General features: G+C 72.1%; 22 protein-coding genes. 6 read left to right on the forward strand and 16 right to left on the reverse strand.

The features are described from left to right. Positions 1-70: 70 nt before the first annotated feature. Positions 71-2,602 (reverse strand): ATP-dependent Clp protease ATP-binding subunit, encoded by a 2,532-nt coding sequence (locus ACH4RC_RS16025; RefSeq protein WP_398200625.1) that lies wholly within the window; start codon positions 2,600-2,602, stop codon positions 71-73. A gap of 441 nt (positions 2,603-3,043) precedes the next feature. Here ACH4RC_RS16025 and ACH4RC_RS16030 point away from each other — a divergent pair, with 441 nt between their 5' ends. Further along, on the forward strand, positions 3,044-3,706 hold the full coding sequence (locus tag ACH4RC_RS16030; RefSeq protein WP_398200628.1) for an SCO3374 family protein: 663 nt from the start codon (positions 3,044-3,046) through the stop codon (positions 3,704-3,706). On the opposite strand, the gene ACH4RC_RS16035 is transcribed toward ACH4RC_RS16030, so the two are convergent. The 10 genes from ACH4RC_RS16035 to ACH4RC_RS16080 form a co-directional block, all read right to left on the reverse strand. Continuing rightward, positions 3,685-4,020 (reverse strand): Lsr2 family protein, encoded by a 336-nt coding sequence (locus ACH4RC_RS16035; protein ID WP_394431834.1) that lies wholly within the window; start codon positions 4,018-4,020, stop codon positions 3,685-3,687. The genes ACH4RC_RS16030 and ACH4RC_RS16035 overlap by 22 nt on opposite strands. A gap of 248 nt (positions 4,021-4,268) precedes the next feature. After that, entirely contained in the window at positions 4,269-4,829 is a 561-nt protein-coding gene (locus tag ACH4RC_RS16040) for an amino-acid N-acetyltransferase (protein WP_398200631.1), read from the reverse strand. 9 nt (positions 4,830-4,838) lie between these two features. Beyond that, positions 4,839-5,339: a BlaI/MecI/CopY family transcriptional regulator gene (locus ACH4RC_RS16045; protein ID WP_398201556.1), complete on the reverse strand. Its 501-nt coding sequence runs from the start codon at positions 5,337-5,339 to the stop codon at positions 4,839-4,841. Between the two features lie 128 nt (positions 5,340-5,467). After that, positions 5,468-5,653 carry a hypothetical protein gene (locus ACH4RC_RS16050; protein ID WP_361068483.1) on the reverse strand — a complete coding sequence of 62 codons (186 nt, stop codon included), beginning with the start codon at positions 5,651-5,653 and terminating at the stop codon, positions 5,468-5,470. A 26-nt stretch (positions 5,654-5,679) separates the two neighbouring features. After that, the gene (locus tag ACH4RC_RS16055) at positions 5,680-6,273 is read right to left on the reverse strand and encodes a hypothetical protein (RefSeq protein ID WP_398200635.1); all 594 of its coding nucleotides are present in this window, start codon (positions 6,271-6,273) and stop codon (positions 5,680-5,682) included. Positions 6,274-6,408: 135 nt separating this feature from the next. After that, positions 6,409-7,206: a type III pantothenate kinase gene (locus ACH4RC_RS16060; protein WP_398200638.1), complete on the reverse strand. Its 798-nt coding sequence runs from the start codon at positions 7,204-7,206 to the stop codon at positions 6,409-6,411. Then, on the reverse strand, positions 7,206-8,213 hold the full coding sequence (gene nadC, locus ACH4RC_RS16065) for a carboxylating nicotinate-nucleotide diphosphorylase (protein WP_398200641.1): 1,008 nt from the start codon (positions 8,211-8,213) through the stop codon (positions 7,206-7,208). The genes ACH4RC_RS16060 and nadC overlap by 1 nt, the downstream gene beginning before the upstream one ends. Next, entirely contained in the window at positions 8,210-9,928 is a 1,719-nt protein-coding gene (locus tag ACH4RC_RS16070) for an L-aspartate oxidase (RefSeq protein WP_398200643.1), read from the reverse strand. Before ACH4RC_RS16070 ends, nadC begins: the two co-directional genes overlap by 4 nt. After that, the gene (panC, locus tag ACH4RC_RS16075) at positions 9,925-10,911 is read right to left on the reverse strand and encodes a pantoate--beta-alanine ligase (protein ID WP_398200645.1); all 987 of its coding nucleotides are present in this window, start codon (positions 10,909-10,911) and stop codon (positions 9,925-9,927) included. The genes ACH4RC_RS16070 and panC overlap by 4 nt, the downstream gene beginning before the upstream one ends. Next, positions 10,908-11,843 (reverse strand): Rossmann-like and DUF2520 domain-containing protein, encoded by a 936-nt coding sequence (locus ACH4RC_RS16080; RefSeq protein WP_398200648.1) that lies wholly within the window; start codon positions 11,841-11,843, stop codon positions 10,908-10,910. Before ACH4RC_RS16080 ends, panC begins: the two co-directional genes overlap by 4 nt. A 134-nt stretch (positions 11,844-11,977) precedes the next feature. On the opposite strand from ACH4RC_RS16080, the gene ACH4RC_RS16085 reads away from it, so the two are divergent. Further along, positions 11,978-13,159 carry a threonine aldolase family protein gene (locus ACH4RC_RS16085; protein WP_398200651.1) on the forward strand — a complete coding sequence of 394 codons (1,182 nt, stop codon included), beginning with the start codon at positions 11,978-11,980 and terminating at the stop codon, positions 13,157-13,159. A gap of 7 nt (positions 13,160-13,166) precedes the next feature. Here the strand turns inward: ACH4RC_RS16085 and ACH4RC_RS16090 are convergent, their stop codons facing one another. Continuing rightward, entirely contained in the window at positions 13,167-13,388 is a 222-nt protein-coding gene (locus ACH4RC_RS16090) for a hypothetical protein (protein ID WP_398200653.1), read from the reverse strand. Between the two features lie 221 nt (positions 13,389-13,609). On the opposite strand from ACH4RC_RS16090, the gene ACH4RC_RS16095 reads away from it, so the two are divergent. After that, on the forward strand, positions 13,610-14,716 hold the full coding sequence (locus ACH4RC_RS16095; protein WP_398200656.1) for a DUF5937 family protein: 1,107 nt from the start codon (positions 13,610-13,612) through the stop codon (positions 14,714-14,716). Positions 14,717-14,728: 12 nt separating this feature from the next. Here the strand turns inward: ACH4RC_RS16095 and ACH4RC_RS16100 are convergent, their stop codons facing one another. Next, on the reverse strand, positions 14,729-15,397 hold the full coding sequence (locus tag ACH4RC_RS16100; protein ID WP_398200659.1) for a response regulator: 669 nt from the start codon (positions 15,395-15,397) through the stop codon (positions 14,729-14,731). Between the two features lie 55 nt (positions 15,398-15,452). Then, on the reverse strand, positions 15,453-16,655 hold the full coding sequence (locus ACH4RC_RS16105; RefSeq protein WP_398200662.1) for a sensor histidine kinase: 1,203 nt from the start codon (positions 16,653-16,655) through the stop codon (positions 15,453-15,455). A gap of 163 nt (positions 16,656-16,818) precedes the next feature. Here ACH4RC_RS16105 and ACH4RC_RS16110 point away from each other — a divergent pair, with 163 nt between their 5' ends. Continuing rightward, positions 16,819-17,805 (forward strand): SAM-dependent methyltransferase, encoded by a 987-nt coding sequence (locus ACH4RC_RS16110; RefSeq protein ID WP_398201559.1) that lies wholly within the window; start codon positions 16,819-16,821, stop codon positions 17,803-17,805. Here ACH4RC_RS16110 and ACH4RC_RS16115 read toward each other — a convergent pair. Continuing rightward, on the reverse strand, positions 17,770-18,921 hold the full coding sequence (locus ACH4RC_RS16115) for an NADH-quinone oxidoreductase subunit D (protein ID WP_398200665.1): 1,152 nt from the start codon (positions 18,919-18,921) through the stop codon (positions 17,770-17,772). The two genes, ACH4RC_RS16110 and ACH4RC_RS16115, sit on opposite strands and share 36 nt — an antisense overlap. Before the next feature lie 31 nt (positions 18,922-18,952). Between ACH4RC_RS16115 and ACH4RC_RS16120 the strand changes: the two genes are divergently transcribed. Both ACH4RC_RS16120 and ACH4RC_RS16125 read left to right on the forward strand, forming a co-directional pair. Next, entirely contained in the window at positions 18,953-19,495 is a 543-nt protein-coding gene (locus ACH4RC_RS16120) for a PH domain-containing protein (protein ID WP_398200668.1), read from the forward strand. Next, entirely contained in the window at positions 19,492-20,823 is a 1,332-nt protein-coding gene (locus ACH4RC_RS16125) for a PH domain-containing protein (protein ID WP_398200670.1), read from the forward strand. The genes ACH4RC_RS16120 and ACH4RC_RS16125 overlap by 4 nt, the downstream gene beginning before the upstream one ends. An 87-nt stretch (positions 20,824-20,910) precedes the next feature. Here ACH4RC_RS16125 and ACH4RC_RS16130 read toward each other — a convergent pair whose 3' ends face one another. Then, positions 20,911-21,921 (reverse strand): hypothetical protein, encoded by a 1,011-nt coding sequence (locus ACH4RC_RS16130; RefSeq protein ID WP_398200673.1) that lies wholly within the window; start codon positions 21,919-21,921, stop codon positions 20,911-20,913. Between the last annotated feature and the right edge of the window lie 64 nt (positions 21,922-21,985).

A 21,985-nucleotide genomic window follows, 5' to 3' on the forward strand; every position in this document is an offset into this window, starting at 1 on the left:
AGAAGGGTGGGCCCGAACCGTCCAGAAGGAACGGTTCGGGCCCACCCTTCACAGGCTCACCCCGGAGGGGCTACGCCTCCTTGGACAGGTTCGGCCCCGCGGAGCCACCCGCCGCCGCGTCCTCGATCGGGGGAACGTCGGGCAGCGCCGACTTCTCCTCGCCGCGGAAGGTGAAGGTCTTGTTCTCGCCCTCGCCCTCCGTGTCGACGACCACGATGTGGCCCGGACGCAGCTCGCCGAAGAGGATCTTCTCGGAGAGGGTGTCCTCGACCTCGCGCTGGATCGTGCGACGCAGCGGACGCGCGCCGAGCACCGGGTCGTAGCCCTTCTTGGAGAGGAGCTCCTTCGCGGACTGCGAGAGCTCGATGCCCATGTCGCGGTCCTTGAGGCGCTCGTCCACCTTGCCGACCATCAGGTCGACGATCTTCAGGATGTCGTCCTGCGTGAGCTGCGGGAAGACGACGACGTCGTCCACACGGTTGAGGAACTCGGGGCGGAAGTGCTGCTTGAGCTCGTCCGAGACCTTGTTCTTCATGCGCTCGTAGTTGGACTTCGTGTCACCCGTGGCGGCGAAGCCCAGGTTGAAGCCCTTGCTGATGTCACGGGTTCCAAGGTTGGTCGTCATGATGATGACCGTGTTCTTGAAGTCCACGACGCGGCCCTGCGAGTCGGTCAGGCGACCGTCCTCCAGGATCTGGAGCAGCGAGTTGAAGATGTCCGGGTGGGCCTTCTCCACCTCGTCGAAGAGGACGACGGAGAACGGCTTGCGGCGGACCTTCTCGGTCAGCTGGCCGCCCTCTTCGTAGCCCACGTAGCCAGGGGGCGAACCGAAGAGACGCGAGACCGTGTGCTTCTCGCTGAACTCCGACATGTCGAGGGAGATCAGCGCGTCCTCGTCGCCGAAGAGGAACTCGGCGAGCGCCTTGGACAGCTCGGTCTTACCGACACCGGACGGACCGGCGAAGATGAACGAACCACCCGGACGCTTCGGGTCCTTCAGACCGGCGCGCGTACGACGGATCGCCTTCGAGAGCGCCTTGACGGCGTCCTTCTGGCCGATGACCCGCTTGTGGAGCTCGTCCTCCATGCGCAGCAGACGCGAGGACTCCTCCTCGGTCAGCTTGAAGACTGGAATGCCGGTCGCGGTCGCGAGGACCTCGGCGATCAGCTCGCCGTCGACCTCGGCGACGACGTCCATGTCGCCGGCCTTCCACTCCTTCTCGCGCTTGGCCTTCGCGGCGAGCAGCTGCTTCTCCTTGTCGCGGAGAGAGGCCGCCTTCTCGAAGTCCTGGGAGTCGATCGCCGACTCCTTGTCGCGACGGACGCCCGCGATCTTCTCGTCGAACTCGCGGAGGTCCGGCGGCGCGGTCATCCGGCGGATGCGCATCCTCGATCCGGCCTCGTCGATCAGGTCGATCGCCTTGTCCGGCAGGAAGCGGTCCGAGATGTACCGGTCGGCGAGCGTGGCCGCCTGCACGAGGGCCTCGTCCGTGATCGAGACACGGTGGTGGGCCTCGTAGCGGTCGCGCAGGCCCTTGAGGATCTCGATGGTGTGCGGCAGCGACGGCTCCGCGACCTGGATGGGCTGGAAGCGGCGCTCGAGAGCGGCGTCCTTCTCCAGGTGCTTGCGGTACTCGTCGAGCGTGGTGGCACCGATGGTCTGGAGCTCACCGCGGGCCAGCATCGGCTTCAGGATCGAAGCGGCGTCGATGGCGCCCTCGGCGGCACCCGCGCCGACGAGCGTGTGCAGCTCGTCGATGAACAGGATGATGTCGCCGCGGGTGCGGATCTCCTTGAGGACCTTCTTCAGGCGCTCCTCGAAGTCACCGCGGTAGCGGGAACCGGCGACCAGGGCACCGAGGTCGAGGGTGTAGAGGTGCTTGTCCTTGAGGGTCTCGGGCACCTCGCCCTTGACGATGGCCTGGGCGAGGCCCTCGACGACGGCGGTCTTGCCGACGCCGGGCTCACCGATCAGGACCGGGTTGTTCTTGGTACGGCGCGACAGGACCTGCATGACGCGCTCGATCTCCTTCTCGCGCCCGATGACCGGGTCGAGCTTGGACTCACGAGCGGCCTGCGTCAGGTTGCGGCCGAACTGGTCGAGCACCAGGGACGTGGAGGGCGTGCCCTCGGCAGGACCGCCGGCGGTGGCGGTCTCCTTGCCCTGGTAACCGGAGAGCAGCTGGATGACCTGCTGCCGCACCCGGTTGAGGTCTGCGCCCAGCTTGACGAGGACCTGGGCGGCGACGCCCTCGCCCTCGCGGATCAGGCCGAGCAGGATGTGCTCCGTGCCGATGTAGTTGTGGCCCAGCTGAAGGGCCTCGCGGAGCGAGAGCTCCAGGACCTTCTTGGCACGGGGGGTGAAGGGGATGTGCCCGGACGGGGCCTGCTGCCCCTGCCCGATGATCTCCTCCACCTGCTGGCGGACCGCCTCGAGCGAAATCCCGAGGCTCTCCAGGGCCTTAGCGGCGACACCCTCGCCCTCGTGGATCAAGCCCAGGAGGATGTGCTCGGTGCCGATGTAGTTGTGGTTGAGCATCCGGGCTTCTTCCTGAGCCAGGACGACAACCCGCCGCGCGCGGTCGGTGAACCTCTCGAACATCGTTAATCGCTCCTCAGAGCGGTCAGGCAGTAAGGGGGCTGTCCCCTCCCTGTCCTTCCGCAGCTTAGTCCCGTAAGCGGGGACCGCTCATTCCATCTGCCGACACCCGGACCCTTCCCTGGACAGTCTCCCGTCCCCGAACGCCGACACCTGCTCCAACCCGATGGTGCGAGACGATGTTCCCGCAGGCCAGGCAGATACGACCACCATCGCTACGCCGATGGCGAACGCGGGCGGCCCGGCCCTTCCGTGTCGCCCCTCCCACTAGGGATGTCTTACCCGCAAGGACTGACACTCCATGCGGCGCACGCCGGTTCCCTCCGCTATGGGCGAACACCATTGCGCCGCTCAACGCTCCCGTACGCCCCTATTTCGGACACGATGCGCGTTTACCGCGCCACAGCGCGTAACTCCGGAACGTTTCTGCGGGTTGCTCCTGGCATGGTCGTTCCTTCGCCCACCCCGGCACCGCCCCTCCGCAGCTCCGACGCCGCGCTCCCGAAGCCGCGGCGCCCGCTCGACGCGGGAGCATCAGCCGATCCGGCCGGACCCGAGCGCGTCCGTCAGTGGTACGAGGACGAGCTCGGCTGGGCCGCGACGTGCGGCCCCGAGGGCGCCCGGCTGCGTACGGGGCTGCGGTTCGACGTCCTCGAAGTACCGGCCGACGCCGGGTTCGCGATGCTGCGCAGGCTGGATCCCCGCTCGCCGGTGGCCGTGCGGGGGGAAACGATGCGGCTGCTGCTCGCGGCGGGCAGCGCCGACGAAGTGCCGGGCCTGCTCGACTGGCTGGAGTGGGGGGCGCTGCCCCTCGACCTCGTCGCGATCGGGGCGGGCGGGTTCATCGACGCGCCGACGCCTCCGGGGTGGACCGGCTCGCAGGAGGCCGCGGTGTGGGTGCGGCCCCCCGAGCCCGGACGCGAGGGGGGACCGGTCCTGCCGGCCCTGACGACCTTGACGGCCGTGTCGACCTTGCCGGTCGTGGGGGGCGGTGGGGGCGCCCCCGATCTCGTACGCCTCGTGGACACGGCGGCGACGTGCTGCCACCGGGCCCGGCTGCGCCGCGCATCGGCCGCGCCGAGCGCTCAGCCGTTGGCCTTCTCGTAGGCCTCCCGGATCGCGGCGGGGACCCGGCCGCGGTCGTTCACGTCGTGGCCGTTCTCCTTCGCCCACGCGCGGATCTGCGCGGTGTCCTGGTTGCCACCGGACGCGGCGCGCGCCTTGCCCCGGCCGCTCGCGGCGCGGCCACCGGTGCGCCGGCCGCTCTTCACGTACGCGTCGAGAAGACCACGCAGCTTGTCCGCATTGGCGGTGGTGAGGTCGATCTCGTAGGTCTTGCCGTCAAGGGCGAACGTCACGGTCTCGTCCGCCTCGCCACCGTCGAGGTCATCGACAAGAAGGACCTGAACCTTCTGTGCCACCGGATTTCCTTTCATCGATATCCGAAGGGCCGACCACGCGACCACGGCCGCCGATTCGCCGTCCCCTTGTTATATGCACTACTGCAGTACGTCGGAAAGCAAACCGCTTTTCCGGGAAAAACACAAACCCCTGGCTGAGATCGGGAGAGATCCCCGGAGTTGTACGCTGCCCGTCGGGACAGGAAACATGCGCGTTTCGGACATAGGGCACCCGGGCCCGTCCGTTGCCGGAATACGGGGCGGGACGATCACAGATGCAGAAGCATCCGGCTGTTGCCCAAGGTGTTCGGTTTCACTCGTTCGAGACCGAGGAACTCCGCGACGCCCTCGTCATAGGAACGCAGTAGCTCGCTGTAGACATCGGTGTCGACCGTATCGACGGGCGTCTCGCCGATCTCCACGAAGCCGTGCTTGGCGAAGAACTCGACTTCGAAGGTCAGACAGAAAACCCTGCGAACGCCGAGCCAGCGCGCCGTCCGCAGCAGCTTGTCCAGAACCTGATGACCCACGCCGCCGCCCTTGACCAGAGGGTTCACCGCCAGCGTGCGGACTTCCGCCAGGTCTTCCCACATGACGTGCAGGGCGCCGCAGCCGACGACCTCCGCGTTGTCGTCCCGTTCCGCGACCCAGAACTCCTGGATGTCCTCGTAAAGCGTCACGGTCGCTTTGTCGAGCAGGATCCCCTGCCGGCTGTACGCGTCGAGCAGTCTGCGCACCGCCGGCACATCGGCGGTCCTGGCCCGGCGGACGCTGACCGCTTTAGCGCTTGAATCGGAGCGGGGGAAGACTTCGGGGGGCTCTGCTGGCATGAGCGGACGCTATCGCCCGGGGCCCCGCTTCGCTTGCCCGGGTCCTGGCTCCACTTCGGCCGGTACTTCGGGCGCTTCTTCGGCAGGCACTTCGGCGGGCACTTCGGCCGGTACTTCAGCCGGTACATCGACCGGTACTTCGGCCGGTACTTCGGGCTGAACGATGCGCATGGCGTCGCGGAGCGCTTCGCGCTGCTGGGACGACATCATGCCGAAGAAGGCGACGAGCGCGGCGGCGGGGTTGTCGCTGCGTCCCCATGCCTCGTTCATCAGCGCCGCCGAGTACGCGGCGCGGGTGGAGACGGCCTCATATCGATAGGCCCGGCCTTCCGCCTCGCGGCGCACCCAGCCCTTCTGATGGAGATTGTCCAATACGGTCATGACCGTCGTGTACGCGATGGAGCGTTCCTGCTGGAGATCCTCCAGGACTTCCCTCACCGTCACGGGGCGGTTCCACTTCCACACCCGTGTCATCACAGCGTCTTCGAGTTCTCCCAAGGGGCGGGGCACGAACAGCACAATAGTGGGAGAAGACGGTAATTCAACGCGAAACGTGGCTGACAACTGCGATCAACAGCAAAAGGGGCGCCCGGTGGGCGCCCCTCCGCCTGCCACGGCCGTGCGTGGCAGCGGTGCTGTCAGGCCCCGGCCTCGTGCGCGCCGCCGCTCTGCCGGGCGGCCTCGGCGCGGGCGAGGGCGGCGTCGACGGCCGCGTCCTCCTTGGCCTTCTTGTCGCCACCCTGCGACTTCACGATCGTCACGATCAGGCCGATGAAGAACACGGCCATCACTACGGGGGGCACGAGCGCGGAGACGTATTCCATGGCTCCAGAGTAGCGAAGCGGTCCGCTCAGCCCGCCACCAGGCGCTGCGACGGGGCCGCCGGCCGCGCGGGTCGCCGCTTGGGCGGGAAGACCTCGGCCGGGGTCGGCATCGGCTTCGGCGGCGCGGGCCGGGGCTTCGCGGGCTGCTGGTCGCCCGCCGTGAGGCCGCCGGGCAGCGCGAGCAGGTGCGACCGGGAGGCCGGGACGCGCGGGCGGTGGCGGGCCGCCAGGCGCTCGCGCAGGCTCTCCTCGGCCAGGGCGCGGCAGTGGCCGAGGAGGGCGGCGGCGCCCGGGTTGCCGCGCAGGGCGCGCAGCCCGGCGAGGTCGTCGACGCCGGGCCGGTACCCCGCGGCCAGGGCGTCCGCGAGGAGGCTCAGGTAGCCGCTGGCGGAGCCGGGCAGGGCGGCCCGGTAGCGGTCGAGGTCGGCGAGGAGGAAGGCCCGCATACGGGCGCTCTCCCGCGCGGCCGCGTCGACCGATTCCGCGAGTCGGAGACAGTCCCGGACGTCCGTTTCCGAGGCCGGACTTGGATGGAGGGCGAGGGCGAGGGCGCGTCGGAGCACACGCAGCTCTTCTGCACCGAACGCCAGGCCGCCGCGGTTTCCGTAAGGCGTGGGCATGAAAAGACGATACGTTCCATTACCGACAAAATCGGCTTAACCGGCAATTCACGGCGTGGCTGTCCACGGAATGGTCGTGTGCGGGCCGCCTCCAGAGTCGTGCAATGCCGCCTGTAGAGCCGCGAGATGCCGCCTCTAGAGCCGCGAGATATTGCGCTCGTACACCAGTCGCAACCCGATCAGCGTCAGCCACGGTTCGTGCTCGTCGATGACCGACGCCTCGCCGAGGATGATGGGCGCGAGCCCGCCGGTGGCGATGACGGTGACGTCGTCCGGGTCGGAGGCCAGCTCCTTCGCCATGCGGTGCACGACGCCGTCGACCTGGCCCGCGAAGCCGTAGACGATGCCCGACTGCATGGCCTCGACGGTGTTCTTGCCGATGACGCTGCGCGGCCGGGCCAGTTCGATCTTGCGGAGCTGCGCGCCGCGTACGCCGAGCGCCTCCACGGAGATCTCGATGCCGGGGGCGATGACGCCGCCGGTGTACTCCCCGCGCGCGGAGACCGCGTCGAACGTCGTCGCCGTGCCGAAGTCCACAACGATCGCCGGGCCGCCGTACAGCTCGACGGCCGCGACCGCGTTGATGATGCGGTCGGCGCCGACCTCCTTGGGGTTGTCCATGAGGATCGGGACGCCGGTCTTGATGCCGGGCTCGACCAGGACGGCGGGCACGTCGCCGTAGTAGCGGCGGGTGACCTCGCGCAGTTCGTGCAGGACCGAGGGGACGGTCGAGCAGATGGCGATGCCGTCGATGCCGTCGCCGAGTTCGTCGCCGAGCAGCGGGTGCATGCCCATGAGGCCCTGGAGCAGGACGGCGAGCTCGTCGGCGGTGCGGCGCGCGTCCGTGGAGATGCGCCAGTGCTCGATGATCTCCTCGCCGTCGAACAGGCCGAGGACGGTGTGGGTGTTGCCCACGTCGATGGTGAGCAGCATCAGGCATCGGCCTCTCGGAGGTCGAGGCCGATGTCCAGGATCGGCGAGGAGTGGGTGAGGGCACCGACGGCGAGGAAGTCGACGCCGGTCCTGGCGTACGTCGCCGCGTTCTCCAGGGTCAGGCGACCGGAGGACTCCAGGAGCGCGCGGCCGTCGGTGAGCGCCACGGCCTCCTCGGTCTCACTGGGCGTGAAGTTGTCCAGGAGGATCAGGTCGGCGCCCGCGTCCAGGACTTCGCGCAGCTGGTGCAGCGTGTCGACCTCGACCTCGACGGGCAGGCCGGGGAAGCGGTCGCGGACCGCCTGGAAGGCCTGGGCGATGCCGCCCGCGGCGACCACGTGGTTGTCCTTGACGAGGGCGGCGTCGGAGAGCGACATGCGGTGGTTGACGCCGCCGCCCGCGCGGACCGCGTACTTCTCCAGGGAGCGCAGGCCGGGGGTGGTCTTACGGGTGTCGCGGACCTTGGCCTTGGTGCCGTCCAGGGCGTCCGCCCACGCGCGCGTGGCCGTGGCGATGCCGGAGAGGCGGCACAGGAGGTTGAGCGCGCTGCGCTCGGCGGTGAGCAGGTCGCGGGTGCGGGTGGTGACGGACAGAAGCTTCTGGCCCGCGCTCACGAGGTCGCCGTCCTCGGCGTGCCGCTCGACCTCGAACTCGTCGGTGGCGACCACGGAGATGATCGCCTCGGCGACGCGCAGCCCGGCCACGACCCCGCTCTCGCGGGCGGTGAAGTCGGCGGTGGCGACGGCCTCCTCGGGGATCGTCGCGACGGTCGTCACGTCGACGCCGCCGTCGAGGTCCTCGGCGATCGCCATGTGGGCGATGTCCTCGACCTCGGCGGGGTGCAGGCCCGCGTCGAGCAGGAGCTGCGCGAGCGACGGGTCGAGGCCGCACTCCATGGCGTCCGTGGCGTCGTCGGAGGTGGCCTGCGCGCAGCCGCAGTTGTCGCCGCAGCCGCCGCTGTCGGCGGCTGCCAGGGGGAGGTCGGGGGTGGCGCTCACGTCGGTCACTGCTCCTGAGGGGTCGTTGCCGGGAAGTCTGCGGTCGGTGTGGTGCGCGTGGCCAGGGTGCGGTCGGCATTGAGGCCCACGACGATGTGGCGGCGCCAGTCGGTGTCGTCGCGGTCGGCGAAGTCCTCGCGCCAGTGGCAGCCGCGGGTCTCCTCGCGGCGGCGGGCGGCGGCGACCAGGACGCGGGCGACGCACAGGAGGTTGGTGGCCTCCCAGGTGTCGACGCCGGGCTCGGCCGTCTTGCCGTCCTCGGCCAGGGAGTTGACGGCCTCGGCGTGGATGCGGCCGAGGCGGGCCGCGGCCTCGGCGAGGGAGTCGGCGGAGCGCAGTACACCGGCGCCCTCGGTCATCACCCGCTGGATGGCGAAGCGGGCCTCGGGCGGCAGGAGGGGGTGGGTCGGGGTGCTCGGGTGCGGGACGGGCGCCGGTACGCGCGCGTGGAGCTGCTGTCCGGCGTGGCCGCGCTGGATGTCGTCCGCGATGCGCTCCGCGTAGACCAGGCCCTCCAGGAGGGAGTTGGAGGCGAGGCGGTTCGCGCCGTGGACGCCCGTGCAGGCGACCTCTCCGCACGCGTACAGGCCGGGCACGGTGGTGCGGCCGTGCAGGTCGGTGCGGACGCCGCCGGAGGCGTAGTGCGCGGCCGGGGCGATCGGGACGGGCTCGGTGACGGGGTCGATGCCGTGGGCGCGGCAGGCGGCCAGGATCGTGGGGAAGCGCTGCTCCCACATGGTGGCGCCGAAGTGCCGCCCGTCGAGGTACATGTGGTCGGTGCCGCGCTCCTGCATGCGGCGCGTGATGCCCTTGGCGACGATGTCGCGCGGCGCCAGTTCGGCGAGTTCGTGCTGGCCCACCATGAAGCGCACGCCGTCCGCGTCCACGAGGTGGGCGCCTTCGCCGCGTACGGCTTCGGAGACGAGCGGCTGCTGGCCCTCGGCGTCGGCGCCCAGGAAGAGCACGGTGGGGTGGAACTGGACGAATTCGAGGTCGCTGACCTCGGCGCCCGCGCGCAGGGCGAGGGCGACGCCGTCGCCGGTGGAGACGTGCGGGTTGGTCGTCGCGGAGAAGACCTGGCCCATGCCGCCGGTCGCGAGGACCACGGCGGGCGCCAGGACGGCGCCGACGCCGTCGTGCTGGCCCTCGCCCATGACGTGCAGGGTGACACCGGCCGTGCGGCCGCCGGCGTCCGTGAGGAGGTCGAGGACGAGGGCGTTCTCGATGGTGTGGAGCCCACGCGCGCGTACGGCCTCGACGAGGGCGCGGGAGACCTCCGCGCCCGACGCGTCGCCGCCCGCGTGCGCGATGCGGCGGCGGTGGTGGCCGCCCTCGCGGGTCAGGTCGAGCGCGCCGTCCGGGGTCTCGTCGAAGCGGGCGCCGGTCTCGATGAGGCGGCGTACGGCGCCGGGGCCCTCGGTGACGAGAGTGCGGACCGCCTCCTCGTCGCACAGGCCCACGCCCGCCACCAGGGTGTCGTCGAGGTGCTGCTCGGGGGTGTCGCCATCGCCGAGGGCGGCGGCGATGCCGCCCTGGGCCCAGCGGGTGGAGCCGTCGTCGAGGCGTGCCTTGGTGACGACGACGGTGGTCAGGCCCGCGGCCTCGCAGCGCAGGGCGGCGGTCAGGCCCGCGACGCCCGAGCCGACGACCACGACGTCGGCCTCGATGGACCAGCCCGGGGCGGGGGCGTGCAGTCGTATGCCGGTTCCTGCAGAGGCGCTCATGGGCGTGCTCCGAACGTGAGAGGCAGGTTGTCGATCAGCCGGGTCGTCCCCACGCGCGCGGCGACGGCGAGGACGGCGTCGCCCTCGAAGCCGTCCCGTACGTCGCTGAAGTCGGCCGGGTCGATGAGGGCCACGTAGTCCAGTTCGACCGGCGGCTTGAGGCGGGCGGCCTCGTCCAGGACCAGGCGGGTCGCGGCGAGCACGCCCGCGGGGCCGCCCGGGGCGGCGACGGCGTGCGCGTCGGCGGCGGCGCGGGCCTCGCCGAGGGCGTCGAGCCCTTGGGCGCGCGCGAGCGTGGAGGGGTTTTCGGCGCCACGCGCGCGCAGGGCTTCTTGTGCGGCGTGCCGGTCACGGCCCGCCGACAGGGCGCGGGACAGGTTGAGGGCGCTGCGGCGCTCCTCCGGTGACAGGTACCGGTTGCGGGAGGAGAGCGCCAGGCCGTCGGCCTCGCGGACCGTGGGGACGGCGACGATCTCCACGTCGAAGTTCAGGTCGCGCACCATGCGGCGGATCAGGGCGAGCTGCTGCGCGTCCTTCTGGCCGAAGAGGGCGACGTCCGCGCGCGTGAGGTGCAGCAGCTTGGCGACGACGGTCAGCATGCCGTCGAAGTGGCCGGGCCGGGAGGCGCCTTCGAAGCGCTCGCCCATGGGGCCCGCCGCGATGCGGACCTGCGGCTGTCCGCCGGGGTAGACCTCGTCGGCGGAGGGCGCGAACACGGTGTCCGCGCCCGCCTGCTCGGCGATCTCGAGGTCGGCGTCGAGGGTGCGCGGGTAGCGGTCGAGGTCCTCGCCCGCGCCGAACTGCAGCGGGTTCACGAAGACGGTGACGACCACTTCGCCGTCGGCGCCCGCGCGCTCGCGCGCCGTGCGGATCAAGGTGGCGTGGCCGTCGTGGAGAGCGCCCATCGTCATGACGACGACACGCTGCCCGCCACGCGGGCGTGCGCGCAGTTCCTCGCCCTTGTGCAGCAGGGCCGTGCTCATCGGGGGTCCTCCGCTCCGGTCGCGAGGACGCCGAGCAGGTCCTCGGCTAGCTCCGGCTTCAGCAGGCCGTGCGCGAGGGCGCGGTCGGCGGTGGCGCGGGCCATCGCGAGGTATCCGGCGACGGTTCCGGGGGCGTGTTTGCGCAACTCGGCGACGTGCGCGGCGACCGTGCCCGCGTCCCCGCGCGCGACCGGGCCCGTGAGGGCCGCGTCGCCGGACCTGAGCGAGTTGTCGAGGGCGGCGCCGAGCAGCGGGCCGAGCATTCGGTCGGGGGCGCCGACGCCCGCGTCGCGGAGCAGTTCCATGGCTTCGGCGACCAGGGTGACCAGGTGGTTCGCGCCGAGCGCGAGGGCCGCGTGGTAGAGCGGGCGCTTCTCCTCGGCGATCCACTCGGGCTCGCCGCCCATCTCGATGACGAGGGCCTCGGCGGCCAGGCGCAGCTCCTCGGGCGCGGTCACGCCGAACGAGCAGCCGGCCAGGCGCTGGACGTCGACGGCGGTGCCGGTGAACGTCATGGCGGGGTGCAGCGCGAGCGGCAGGGCGCCCGCGCGCAGGGCCGGGTCGAGGACCTTGGCGCCGTACCGGCCCGAGGTGTGCACGAGGAGCTGGCCCGGGCGGATCGAGCCCGTCTCGACGAACCCCTCGACCAGGCCTGCCAGGGCGTCGTCGGGGACGGTGAGCAGCACCAGGTCGGCGCGGGCGAGGACCTCGGCGGGCTCGACCATGGGCACGTCGGGCAGCAGGGCCGCGGCGCGGCGCCGGGAGGCGTCGGAGACTCCGGAGACGGCGACGGGGCGATGGCCCGCGAGCTGGAGCGACGCGGCGAGCGCGGGGCCCACGCGTCCGGCGCCGACGACGCCCACGGTGAGGCGGGCCGGCCGGTCCCGGGGATCGGTGGGCTCGGAGTGGGCGTTCGGCGGGGGAAGTGACACGGGTCGATGGCCTTCCGTTCCAGTCCGCTCGGGGTACCGGACGATTTCTCGTCATGTTAACGCTATCTGGTCGGGCGGGCCTCGGCTGTCCACAGGCTGTGGGCAAGCGCACGCGCGTGCGTCATGATCCGTGGATGAACGACAGCGGTGACAGCGGTGACAGCGGCTCCGGGACCGAGGAGGACGAGCAGGCCACGCGGCGCCTCGCGGCCTGGCGCGGCGCCGAGCGGAGGCTGGCGCGGCGGCCGAACGAGGCGACGCTCGGCGAGCGGCTCGCGCGGCTGACGCGGGACGCGTCCGCGGTGACCGACCTCGCGGGCGATCTCGACTTCTACGGTGACGGGGTCGTCGCCGCCTTGGAGGAGAAGGTCGCGCGGCTGCTCGGCAAGGACGCCGCCGCGTTCTTCCCCAGCGGCACGATGGCACAGCAGGTCGCGCTGCGCACCTGGGCCGGGCGCACCGGGAACCCCGCCGTGGCGCTGCACCCGCTGGCCCACCCGGAGGTCCACGAGCGCGGCGCCTTCTCCGCGCTGACCGGCCTGCGCACGGTGCACCCCACGCGTGAGCCGCGCCAGCCCACCGCCGACGAGGTGGCGGCCCTCGACGAGCCGTTCGGGGCGCTGATGCTCGAACTGCCGCTCAGGGACGCCGGTTTCGTGCTCCTGGACTGGGAGGAGCTGGAGGAGGTGTGCGAGGCGGCCCGCGCGCGTGACGCCGTCGTGCACTTCGACGGGGCGCGCCTGTGGGAGTGCACGGAGCACTTCGGCCGCCCGCTGGACGAGATCGCGGCGCTCGCGGACAGCGTCTACGTGTCGTTCTACAAGACGCTCGGCGGGCTCAGCGGCGCGGCGCTCGCGGGCCCGCAGACGTTCATCGACGAGGCCAGGGCCTGGCGGCACCGTTACGGCGGGCAGATCTACCAGCAGTTCCCGCAGGTGATCGCGGCCCTTGCGGGTCTGGAGCGGGAGCTGCCGAAGCTGCCGTCGTACGTGCGCCACGCGCGCGTGGTCGCGCAGGCGCTGCGGGACGGTTTCGCGGAGGCGGGCGTGGCCTGGGCGGGGGTCCACCCGGAGGTCCCGCACACGCACGAGTTCCGGGTGTGGCTGCCCTACGACGCCGAGGCGCTGACGCTGGCCGGGGTGGCGCAGGCGGAGGAGACGAAGGTGTCCCTGTTCGGGCGCTGGTGGGCGACGGACAAGGTGCCGGGCCTGTCCGTCAGCGAGGTGACGGTCGCGGAACCGGGTCTGGAGTGGAGCGCCGACGACGTCCGCGCGGCCGTCGCGGACTTCGTGCGGCGCCTGCCGGGCCGGGCGTAGCGGCGGCTCAGCAGCCGGCGGCGGGCCCGCGGCGGGCGAGGAAGCGGCGGGTCAGCGCCGCGCGGATGCGGCCGCGGGCCGGGCGGCCCGCCAGGACCGCCTCGAAGCGGCGGTGGTCGCGGAGCTCCCGCAGGGCGGCGCGGTCGTGCGGGCCGGGGGCGGGCCCGGCGGGTTCGCCGCGCTGGGCGGCCCGGTAGACGTCGAGCGCGTACTGGTGGTTGACGGTCATGGCGAACACCTCGCTCAGTCAGGATGACCGGTCGGAATGGGCAGGTCCGATGGCGGCTTTTCCCGCGACTCGCCCCGGCCAGGACCGGTCTGTCATGTTTCGGGGCCGATGACCGGCCGATGACCACGAGGCTGCGCCGGGCCGCGCACCCCGGTCACGCGGATTGACGGGAGCCGTCAATCGACGTCCCGGTTGTCAGTGGCGGCGGGCACCATGGGGCCATGAGCGTGAGCATCGACATCACGGGCCTGACGCCCGAGCGCATCGGCGTCGTGCCCTCGCCCCTGGCCGAGCTCGGCATGGCGCTGCACGCGCTGGCCGAGCCCGCGCACCACCCGGGGCTGCAGGGGTGGACGACGAGCGTGGCCACGCGCCTGGACCCGTGCCTCGCCGACCGGATGTGCGAGGCGGACTTCCTGTGGCGGACGACGTTCTCGGACGTGTTCACGCCGTCGGCCGGGATCGCCGGGCGGCGCACCCGCCCCGGGGCCACGCTCGCCGAGGAGCTGGATCTCCTGGACAAGCTGTCCGACGAGCAGTTCGTGGACGCCGCCCTGGAGTTCACCTGCCAGTCCAGTTACGCGAGCCGGTCCGTCAGCCGGCTCGACGACCCTCGCACCCGCGAGCGCGCGCTCGACCTCGCCGCCGCGCGCGGAGCGCACCAGGTCCGTTTCACACAGCGCCTGCTGGACGATCCGCCCGCGGTCAGGACCTGGTTCCGCGAGCTGCTGCGCGACTGCGAGGAGGCGTTCTTCGCGGATGTGTGGGCGCGGGTGCAGCACCAGCTCGCGGCCGACGCCCGGCACAAGACGGAGCTGATCCGCCGCAAGGGGCTCGGGGAGGCGCTGAAGGCCACCTCGTCCGCGGTCGCGCTCGACCGGACGGGCCGCAACCTCGTCGTGGACAAGATCAGCGTCGGGGTCGCGACGGTCGGGGACGGCGACCTCGTCCTGATACCGACGAGCCTGGGCTGGCCGCACCTGTGGGTGCTGCACCGCGCGGGCTGGCAGCCGGTGATCACCTACCCGGTCTCGTCACCGGGGCTCACGGCGCCGCCCTCCGTCGAGCAGCTGACGCTGCGCATGTCCGCCCTCGCCCACCCGGTGCGGATGCGCCTGTGCCGCCACCTCGCGCGCGGCTCGTACACGACGAGCGAACTGGCCGACGCGCACGGGATGTCGGCGCCGGAGATATCCCGGCACCTGACGGTGCTCAAGAAGGCGGGCCTCATAACGACGCGCCGTCAGGGGCGCTACGTGCAGCACCAGTTGGATCTGGGCGTGGTCTCGCGCCTCGGCGGCGACTTCATCGAGGGCGTCCTGCGCTGAGGCTCCGAGAGGTCAGCGGCCGCCCGCGCGGACGAGCCCCGTCTCGTACGCGAGGACGACGACCTGGACGCGGTCGCGCAGGCCCAGCTTGGTGAGGATGCGGCCGACGTGTGTCTTCACCGTGGCCTCGGAGAGCACCAGGTGCGCCGCGATCTCGCCGTTCGACAGGCCCTGGGCGACCAGGATCATGACCTCGCGCTCGCGCTCGGTGAGCCGCTCCAGCTCGGCGGCCTGCGGCTCCTTGGTGGCGCTGGGCAGCATCGGCGCGAACCGGTCGAGCAGGCGGCGCGTCGTCGACGGGGCGACGACCGCGTCACCGCTGTGCACGGAGCGGATCGCGGTCAGCAGTTCGCCCGGCGGCACGTCCTTGAGCATGAATCCGGAGGCGCCCGCCTTGAGGCCGGAGAACGCGTACTCGTCGAGGTCGAACGTGGTCAGGATCAGCACCTTCGGCGGGTTCGGGTCCGCGCAGACCCGCCGCGTCGTCTCCACGCCGTCGAGCTTCGGCATGCGGACGTCCATGAGGACCACGTCCACCGCTGTGGCGCGCAGCACCTCCAGAGCCTCGACGCCGTCGCCCGCCTCGGCGACGACCTCCATGTCCGGCTGCGCGGCGAGCACCATCCGGAAGCCGGTGCGCAGCAGCACCTGGTCGTCGACGAGCATGACCTTGATCGACATCGGGCGGGTCCTCACATCTCGTGGCGACTTGTGCGGTTCGGGTTGCTGGTACGTGTCAATGAGCGGACTTCAGAGGCAGCAGGGCGCTGATACGGAAGCCACCGCCCGGGCGCGGGCCCGCGTCCAGCGTGCCGCCGACCATACCGATGCGCTCGCGCATGCCGATGAGGCCGTGGCCGCGGCCGTCGGCGCCGCCGTCCTCGTACAGCTCGTGCGGGGCGCCCTTGCCGTCGTCCTCCACGAGCAGGCCGAGGCCGTCGTCGAAGTAGACGAGGCGGACGCTCGCGCCCGCGTTCGGTCCGCCGTGCTTGCGGGTGTTGGTGAGCGCTTCCTGCACGATGCGGTACGCGGTCAGCTCGACACCGCTGGGCAGCGAGCGCGGCGTGCCCTCCACCTTGAAGTCGACCGGGAGACCCGAGGTGCGCACCTGCTCGACGAGGTCCTCGATCTGTTCGACGTCGGGCTGGGGCACGTACTCGCCGCCCTCCTCGTGCTCGCCGGTGCGCAGCACGCCGAGCAGCCGGCGCATCTCGGCGAGCGCCTGCCGGCCCGTGCCCGAGATGGTCTCCAGGGCCTTCTTCGCCTGGTCGGGCGCCTGGTCGAGGACGTAGGCGGCGCCGTCGGCCTGCACCACCATCACCGACACGTTGTGCGCGACGACGTCGTGCAACTCGCGGGCGATCCGGGCCCGTTCGGCGGCGACCGCGACCTTCGACTGTGCCTCGCGCTCCTTCTCCAGGCGGGCCGCGCGCTCCTCCAGCTGCTCCAGGTAGGCGCGGCGGGTGCGCAGCGAGTCGCCGAGGACCCAGGCGAGGGCGAAGGGCACCATCTGGAAGACGGTCACCGCGATGTGCCCGGCGCCGCTGGAGGACATCGTGGGCCAGCGCAGCTCGGCGAGCGGGGCCGCGCACAGGCCGCCGATCAGGGCGAGCCGGGACGCCCAGCGGGCGCCGCTCACGGCGACCGTGTAGATGATCACCAGCATGGCGAAGTCGGACGGGTTGGTCCGCGCGTCGAACACCAACTGGGCGAGCCCCGCGAGGATCGCGAGGACGAGCATCTTCTCGGGCATGCGCCGGCGCAACGCCACGACCAGGGAGAGGACGACGGCGCAGCCGATCGACACCGCCTCGTTCCCGCGCGGCGGTGAGCCGTTCGCGGCGGTGCCGCTCGCCACCGAGATCCCGAGCAGGATCACGGCCCAGAAGCCGTCGACCCAGGTCGGGTGTTCGCGGAGGAAGTCGTAGAGGCGCTGCACGTAACCCAGAGTAGGCAGGCCCGCGGGGTGCCGGGGTCAACCGGAGGGCCGATCCGGAGCGGGCGCGCGTACTCCGCAAGGTGGAGGCGCATGCGCCCCCTGCGCATAGCCTTCGGGCGTGAGCAACGCACAAGAGGGCGCGGGACGCGGCTGGCGCGCCGCCATGGACGAGGCGCTGTACGGCCCGACCGGCTTCTACCGCAGGCCCGAGGGGCCCGCCGGGCACTTCCGTACGTCGGTCCACGCGTCGCCCTTGTTCGCGGGCGCGGTGGCCGAGCTGCTGTGCCGGGTCGACGCGGCGCTCGGCGAACCGGACTGCCTCACCTTCGTCGACATGGCGGCCGGGCGCGGCGAACTCGTTTCCGGCGTCCTTGCCGCGCTTCCGGAGAAAGTGGCCGCACGCGTGCGTGCCTGCGCGGTGGAGAAGGCGGGCCGCCCCGCGGACCTCGACCAGCGGATCGAGTGGCGCCCCGAACCGCCCGCCGGGATCACCGGCCTCCTCTTCGCGAACGAGTGGCTCGACAATGTGCCCCTGGACGTCGTCGAGACGGACGAGGACGGCACGGCCCGGCTCGTGCGCGTAACGGCGGACGGCGAGGAGCGCCTCGACACCGCGCCCCTGGACGACGCCACGCGGCGCTGGCTGGACGCCTGGTGGCCGCTGCCGGCCGAGCCGGGGCTGCGCGCCGAGGTCGGGCAGGCGCGCGACGAGGCGTGGGCGGCGGCCGTGCGCAGCCTGGAGCGCGGCCTCGCGGTCGCCGTGGACTACGCCCACGCGCGCGGGGCACGTCCGCCGTTCGGCACGCTCACGGGCTTCCGGAACGGGCGCGAGACCGCTCCCGTTCCGGACGGCTCCTGCGACATCACGGCCCATGTGGCCCTCGACGCGTGCGCCGTGACACCGGGAGCCCGCGTCGTGTCGCAGCGTGCCGCCCTGCGCGCCCTCGGCGTCGCCTCAGGACGCCCGCCGCTGGCTCTGGCGTCCCAGGACCCGGCGGCGTACGTACGGGCGCTCACGCGGGCGGGAGAGGCAGCGGAGCTGACGGCCCGCGGCGGGCTCGGCGACTTCGGCTGGCTGCTCGAACCCGTGAACGTCCCGGTGCTGGTGACGGAGCTACTTGTCGATGTCGCCGACGACGAAGAACAGTGACCCGAGGATCGCCACCATGTCGGCGACGAGTGTCCCGGGCAGCAGTTCGGCCAGCGCCTGGATGTTGTTGTACGAGGCCGAGCGCAGCTTGAGCCGGTACGGCGTCTTCTCGCCCTTGCTGACGAGGTAGTAGCCGTTGATGCCGAGCGGGTTCTCCGTCCAGGCGTACGTGTGGCCCTCCGGCGCCTTGAGGACCTTCGGGAGGCGCTGGTTGACCGGGCCCGGCGGCAGTTCGGCGAGCCGGTCGAGGCAGGCGTCGGCGAGGTCGAGGGCGACGTGCGACTGCTCCAGGAGGCACTCGAAGCGGGCCAGGCAGTCGCCCTCCTGCCGCGTCACGACCTTCAGGGTGTCCTGGAGCTCCCCGTAGGCGAGGTACGGCTCGTCGCGGCGCAGGTCGAAGTCGACCCCGGAGGCGCGGGCGATCGGGCCGCTGACCCCGTAGGAGTGCGCGGCCTCGGCGGACAGGACGCCGACACCGCGCGTGCGGCCCCGGAAGATCTCGTTGCCGAGGACGAGACGGTCGTAGACGTCCATCCTGGAGCGCACGTCGGCGACGGCTGCACGCGCGCGTGTCGTCCAGCCGAGCGGCAGGTCCTCCTTGAGGCCGCCGACGCGGTTGAACATGTAGTGCATGCGGCCGCCGGAGACCTCCTCCATGACGTTCTGGAGCTCCTCGCGCTCCCGGAAGGCGTGGAAGACCGGAGTGATTCCGCCCAGTTCGAGCGGGTACGAACCCAGGAACATCAGATGGTTCAGGACCCGGTTCAGCTCGGCGAGCAGGGTCCGCAGCCAGACGGCCCGCTCGGGGACCTCCATGCCCAGCATCCGCTCGACGGCGAGCACGACGCCCAGCTCGTTGGAGAACGCGGACAGCCAGTCGTGGCGGTTGGCGAGCATCACGATCTGCCGGTAGTCGCGCGCCTCGAAGAGTTTCTCCGCACCGCGGTGCATATAGCCGATGACCGGCTCCGCGTGCTGGATGCGCTCGCCGTCGAGCACGAGACGCAGGCGCAGCACGCCGTGGGTGGAGGGGTGCTGCGGACCGATGTTGAGCACCATGTCGGTGCTCTCCGCGGCACCACCGATGCCGACCGTGGCCTGAGTCGTGGGCGTCATGCGGACAGTCTCTCCTACGTAGGGTGGACGTATGGAAACGGGGATTACGGGGACCACGGGCGCCATAGGCCCTTCGGGCGGTGGGCCCGCACGGTCCGGGGCGCCCGGCGACGAGCCGGTGTGGAGGGGCCTTCCGCCAGGGCTGCTGAAGCTGCGCAGACTACTGCTCGTGCTGTGGCTGCTGCCGCCCACGATCGCGCTCGGGGTGCTGCTCGCGCTCTTCGCGGGCCCGGCCTGGGCGGCCTTCGCGTTGCTGCCGCTCGCCGTCCTCGCCTGGGGCTGGACGATGCTCGGCCGCAACTGGCGCTCGTGGCGCTATGCCGAGCGCGCCGACGACCTGCTCATCAGCCGTGGTGTCCTGTGGCGTGAGGAAACGATCGTGCCGTACGGGCGCATGCAGCTCGTCGAAGTGACCTCGGGCCCCCTCGAGCGGAAGTTCGGCCTGGCCAGCCTGCAGCTGCACACCGCGGCCGCCGCCTCCGACGCGACCATCCCCGGCCTGAGCCCGGCCGAGGCGGAACGCCTCCGCGACCGCCTCACCGAGCTGGGCGAGGCCCGATCGGCGGGGCTGTGACGACCGGGACCGCTCCCTCGGGGGAGCGGCCGCTGAGCGAGCGGCGGCTGCACCCCGTCACCCCGTTCCGGCGGGCCTGGGCGCCGATAGCGGTGCTGCTCGGCTGGGCCGTGCACGACATGGACCAGGCGCAGCGCCAGCTTGCTCACCTGACCGGGGCCACCCTGACCATCGGGCTGGCCGTACTGGTGCCCGCGGCCGCCCTGTACGGCTTCCTCACCTGGTGGTTCACGCACTTCGCGGTCACCGACACCGAGCTGCGCATCCGTACGGGCCTGCTGTTCCGCCGCACCGCGCACATCCGGCTCGACCGTCTCCAGGCCGTCGACATCACCCAGCCGCTCATGGCCCGCCTCCTCGGCGTCGCCAAGCTGAAGCTCGACGTGGTGGGCGCCGACAAGAAGGACGAACTCTCCTTCCTGGGCGAGAAGGAGGCGCGCGACCTGCGGGCCGAACTGCTCGCAAGGGCGGCCGGTTTCGCCCCCGAGTCGGCGCACGGAGTGGGCGAGGCGCCGGCGCGCCAGCTCCTGCACACGCCCCCGCGCACGCTCGCGGTGTCGCTGCTCCTGACGGGCGCGCCCTGGGCGATGCTGCTCGCCGCGATCGTCGTACCGACCTTCCTGTGGTTCCTGACCCACAACCTGTGGACGGTGATCGCGGCCGGGGTGCCGCTGGCCGGCGCCGCGTTCACGCACAGCGCGGGCCGCTTCATCACGGAGTACGACTGGACGGTCGGCGAGTCCCAGGACGGGCTCCGCATCGACCACGGGCTGCTCGACCGGGCGCACGAGACGGTGCCGCCGGGCCGCGTGCAGACCCTCCGCCTCGTCGAACCGCTGCTGTGGCGGCGGCGCGGCTGGGTCCGCGTCGAACTGCACGTCGCCGGGTCCGCCAACTCCGTCCTCGTGCCCGTCGCCCCGCGCGAGCACGCCGAGGACGTCATCGCGCGGGTCCTGCCGGGCGTCGCCGTGCCCAAGCCGGGCGACTTCACGCCCGCGCCCCGGCGCGGGCGCTGGTGCGTGCCGCTGTGGTGGCGGGCGTACGGGGTCGCCGTCACGGAGACGGCGTTCGCGGCGCGGCACGGGCTGCTCCGGCGCCACGTCTCCCTGGTCCCGCACGCCAAGGTGCAGAGCGTGCGCCTCTCCCAGGGGCCGTGGGAACGGTGCCTGCGCGTCGCCGACCTGCACCTCGACACCGGCGCCAACAAGACGGTGACGGCCCGCCTGCGGGACGTCCGGGAGGCGTCGGAGTTGTTGCGCGCCCAGGCGGACCGGTCCCGTACGGGGCGCCGGGAGGCGCGTCCCGACCGGTGGATGAGCCAGAAGTGAGGGCGCCCTACGAGGAGTAGGGCGCCCTGTGCACACGTAGCGGGATCACGAGTACGGGGATCGCGAGTACTGGGGTCAGTACGCGGCTCACGCCCGCAGCGCTGACCTCAGGTCGCCGACGTCGATCTGCTCGGTCTCGTCATGAGCGGTCAGGTCGATGACCTCCTGCTCGGCGAGGTCCTGGCCGACGCGGTCCGTGTCGGCACCGTCCTTGTCCGCGGCCCGGTGCTCGGCGGCCTCGTGCGGCTGGGCCTGCGCCGTCTCCTGCTCCCGCGCCGTCTCCTGCTCCTGCTCCTGCTCCTGCTCCTGCTCGGCGAGGGCCTCGTGCTCCGCCAGCGCCTCGTCACCGATGACGTCGGCCAGGTCCTCGTCCCGCTCCCCGGCGGAGCCGCTCGTGCCGAAGAAGTCGAAGCCGCCCTGCGGAACCCTCCGCGCGGGCGCCGCGGGCACCACCGCCGCGGCGGCCGGCACGGTGTAGTGGCCGGACGCCGCGTGGGACTTCCCCTGCGAATCGGCCTCCGCGGCCGGCTTCGGCTCGGGGCGGGCGAGGCGGTCGAGCGCCGCGTTGGCCCGCAGGTACAGGACCGGGGTGGTCGCGCCCCCGGGGCCACTGGCCACAGCGGGCAGCGCCTTGGCCGGGGCGGTGGCCTCTATGGCGAGCCGGCGCCGGCCCTCCAGGGCGCTGGCCCGCTCCGTCTCGGCGTTGGCGTACCGGCGCAGCAGCGCCGCGTGCTCGTTGCGCAGCCCCGCCAGTTCGGAGCGCTTCGCGCGGAGCTTCGCCTCCAACTTGAGGCGCAGCTCGCGGGACTCCTCGAGGTCGCCCTCCAGCTCCGCCACCGCCTCCTCGTGCCGCCAGCGCTCGCTCGCGGCGCCCCGGGTCAGCTCGGCGACCTGCTTGCCCGCGAGCCTGTCCCAGCGCCGCATCACCACGGCGCCGATCACGGCGGCGGCCGCGGCGGCGGCGGTGATCCCGCGGAGCACGAGCGGATCGTCGGACAGCCAGACGCCGCCCGCGCAGACGAGGGGCACACCGGCGATCACCGAAGGGGGCAGCAGTCGGTGCAGGGGTGGGGAATGGCGGTGACGTCCACGTGGCATGGCCAGAAACTTACCGCGCGTAGGCGAATCCCGAAGCCCCGCCCGGCAAAATTCGGGCACAGGC

The sequence above is a fragment of the Streptomyces sp. NPDC016845 genome, from assembly GCF_044332585.1.
Taxonomy (GTDB): Bacteria; Actinomycetota; Actinomycetes; order Streptomycetales; family Streptomycetaceae; genus Streptomyces.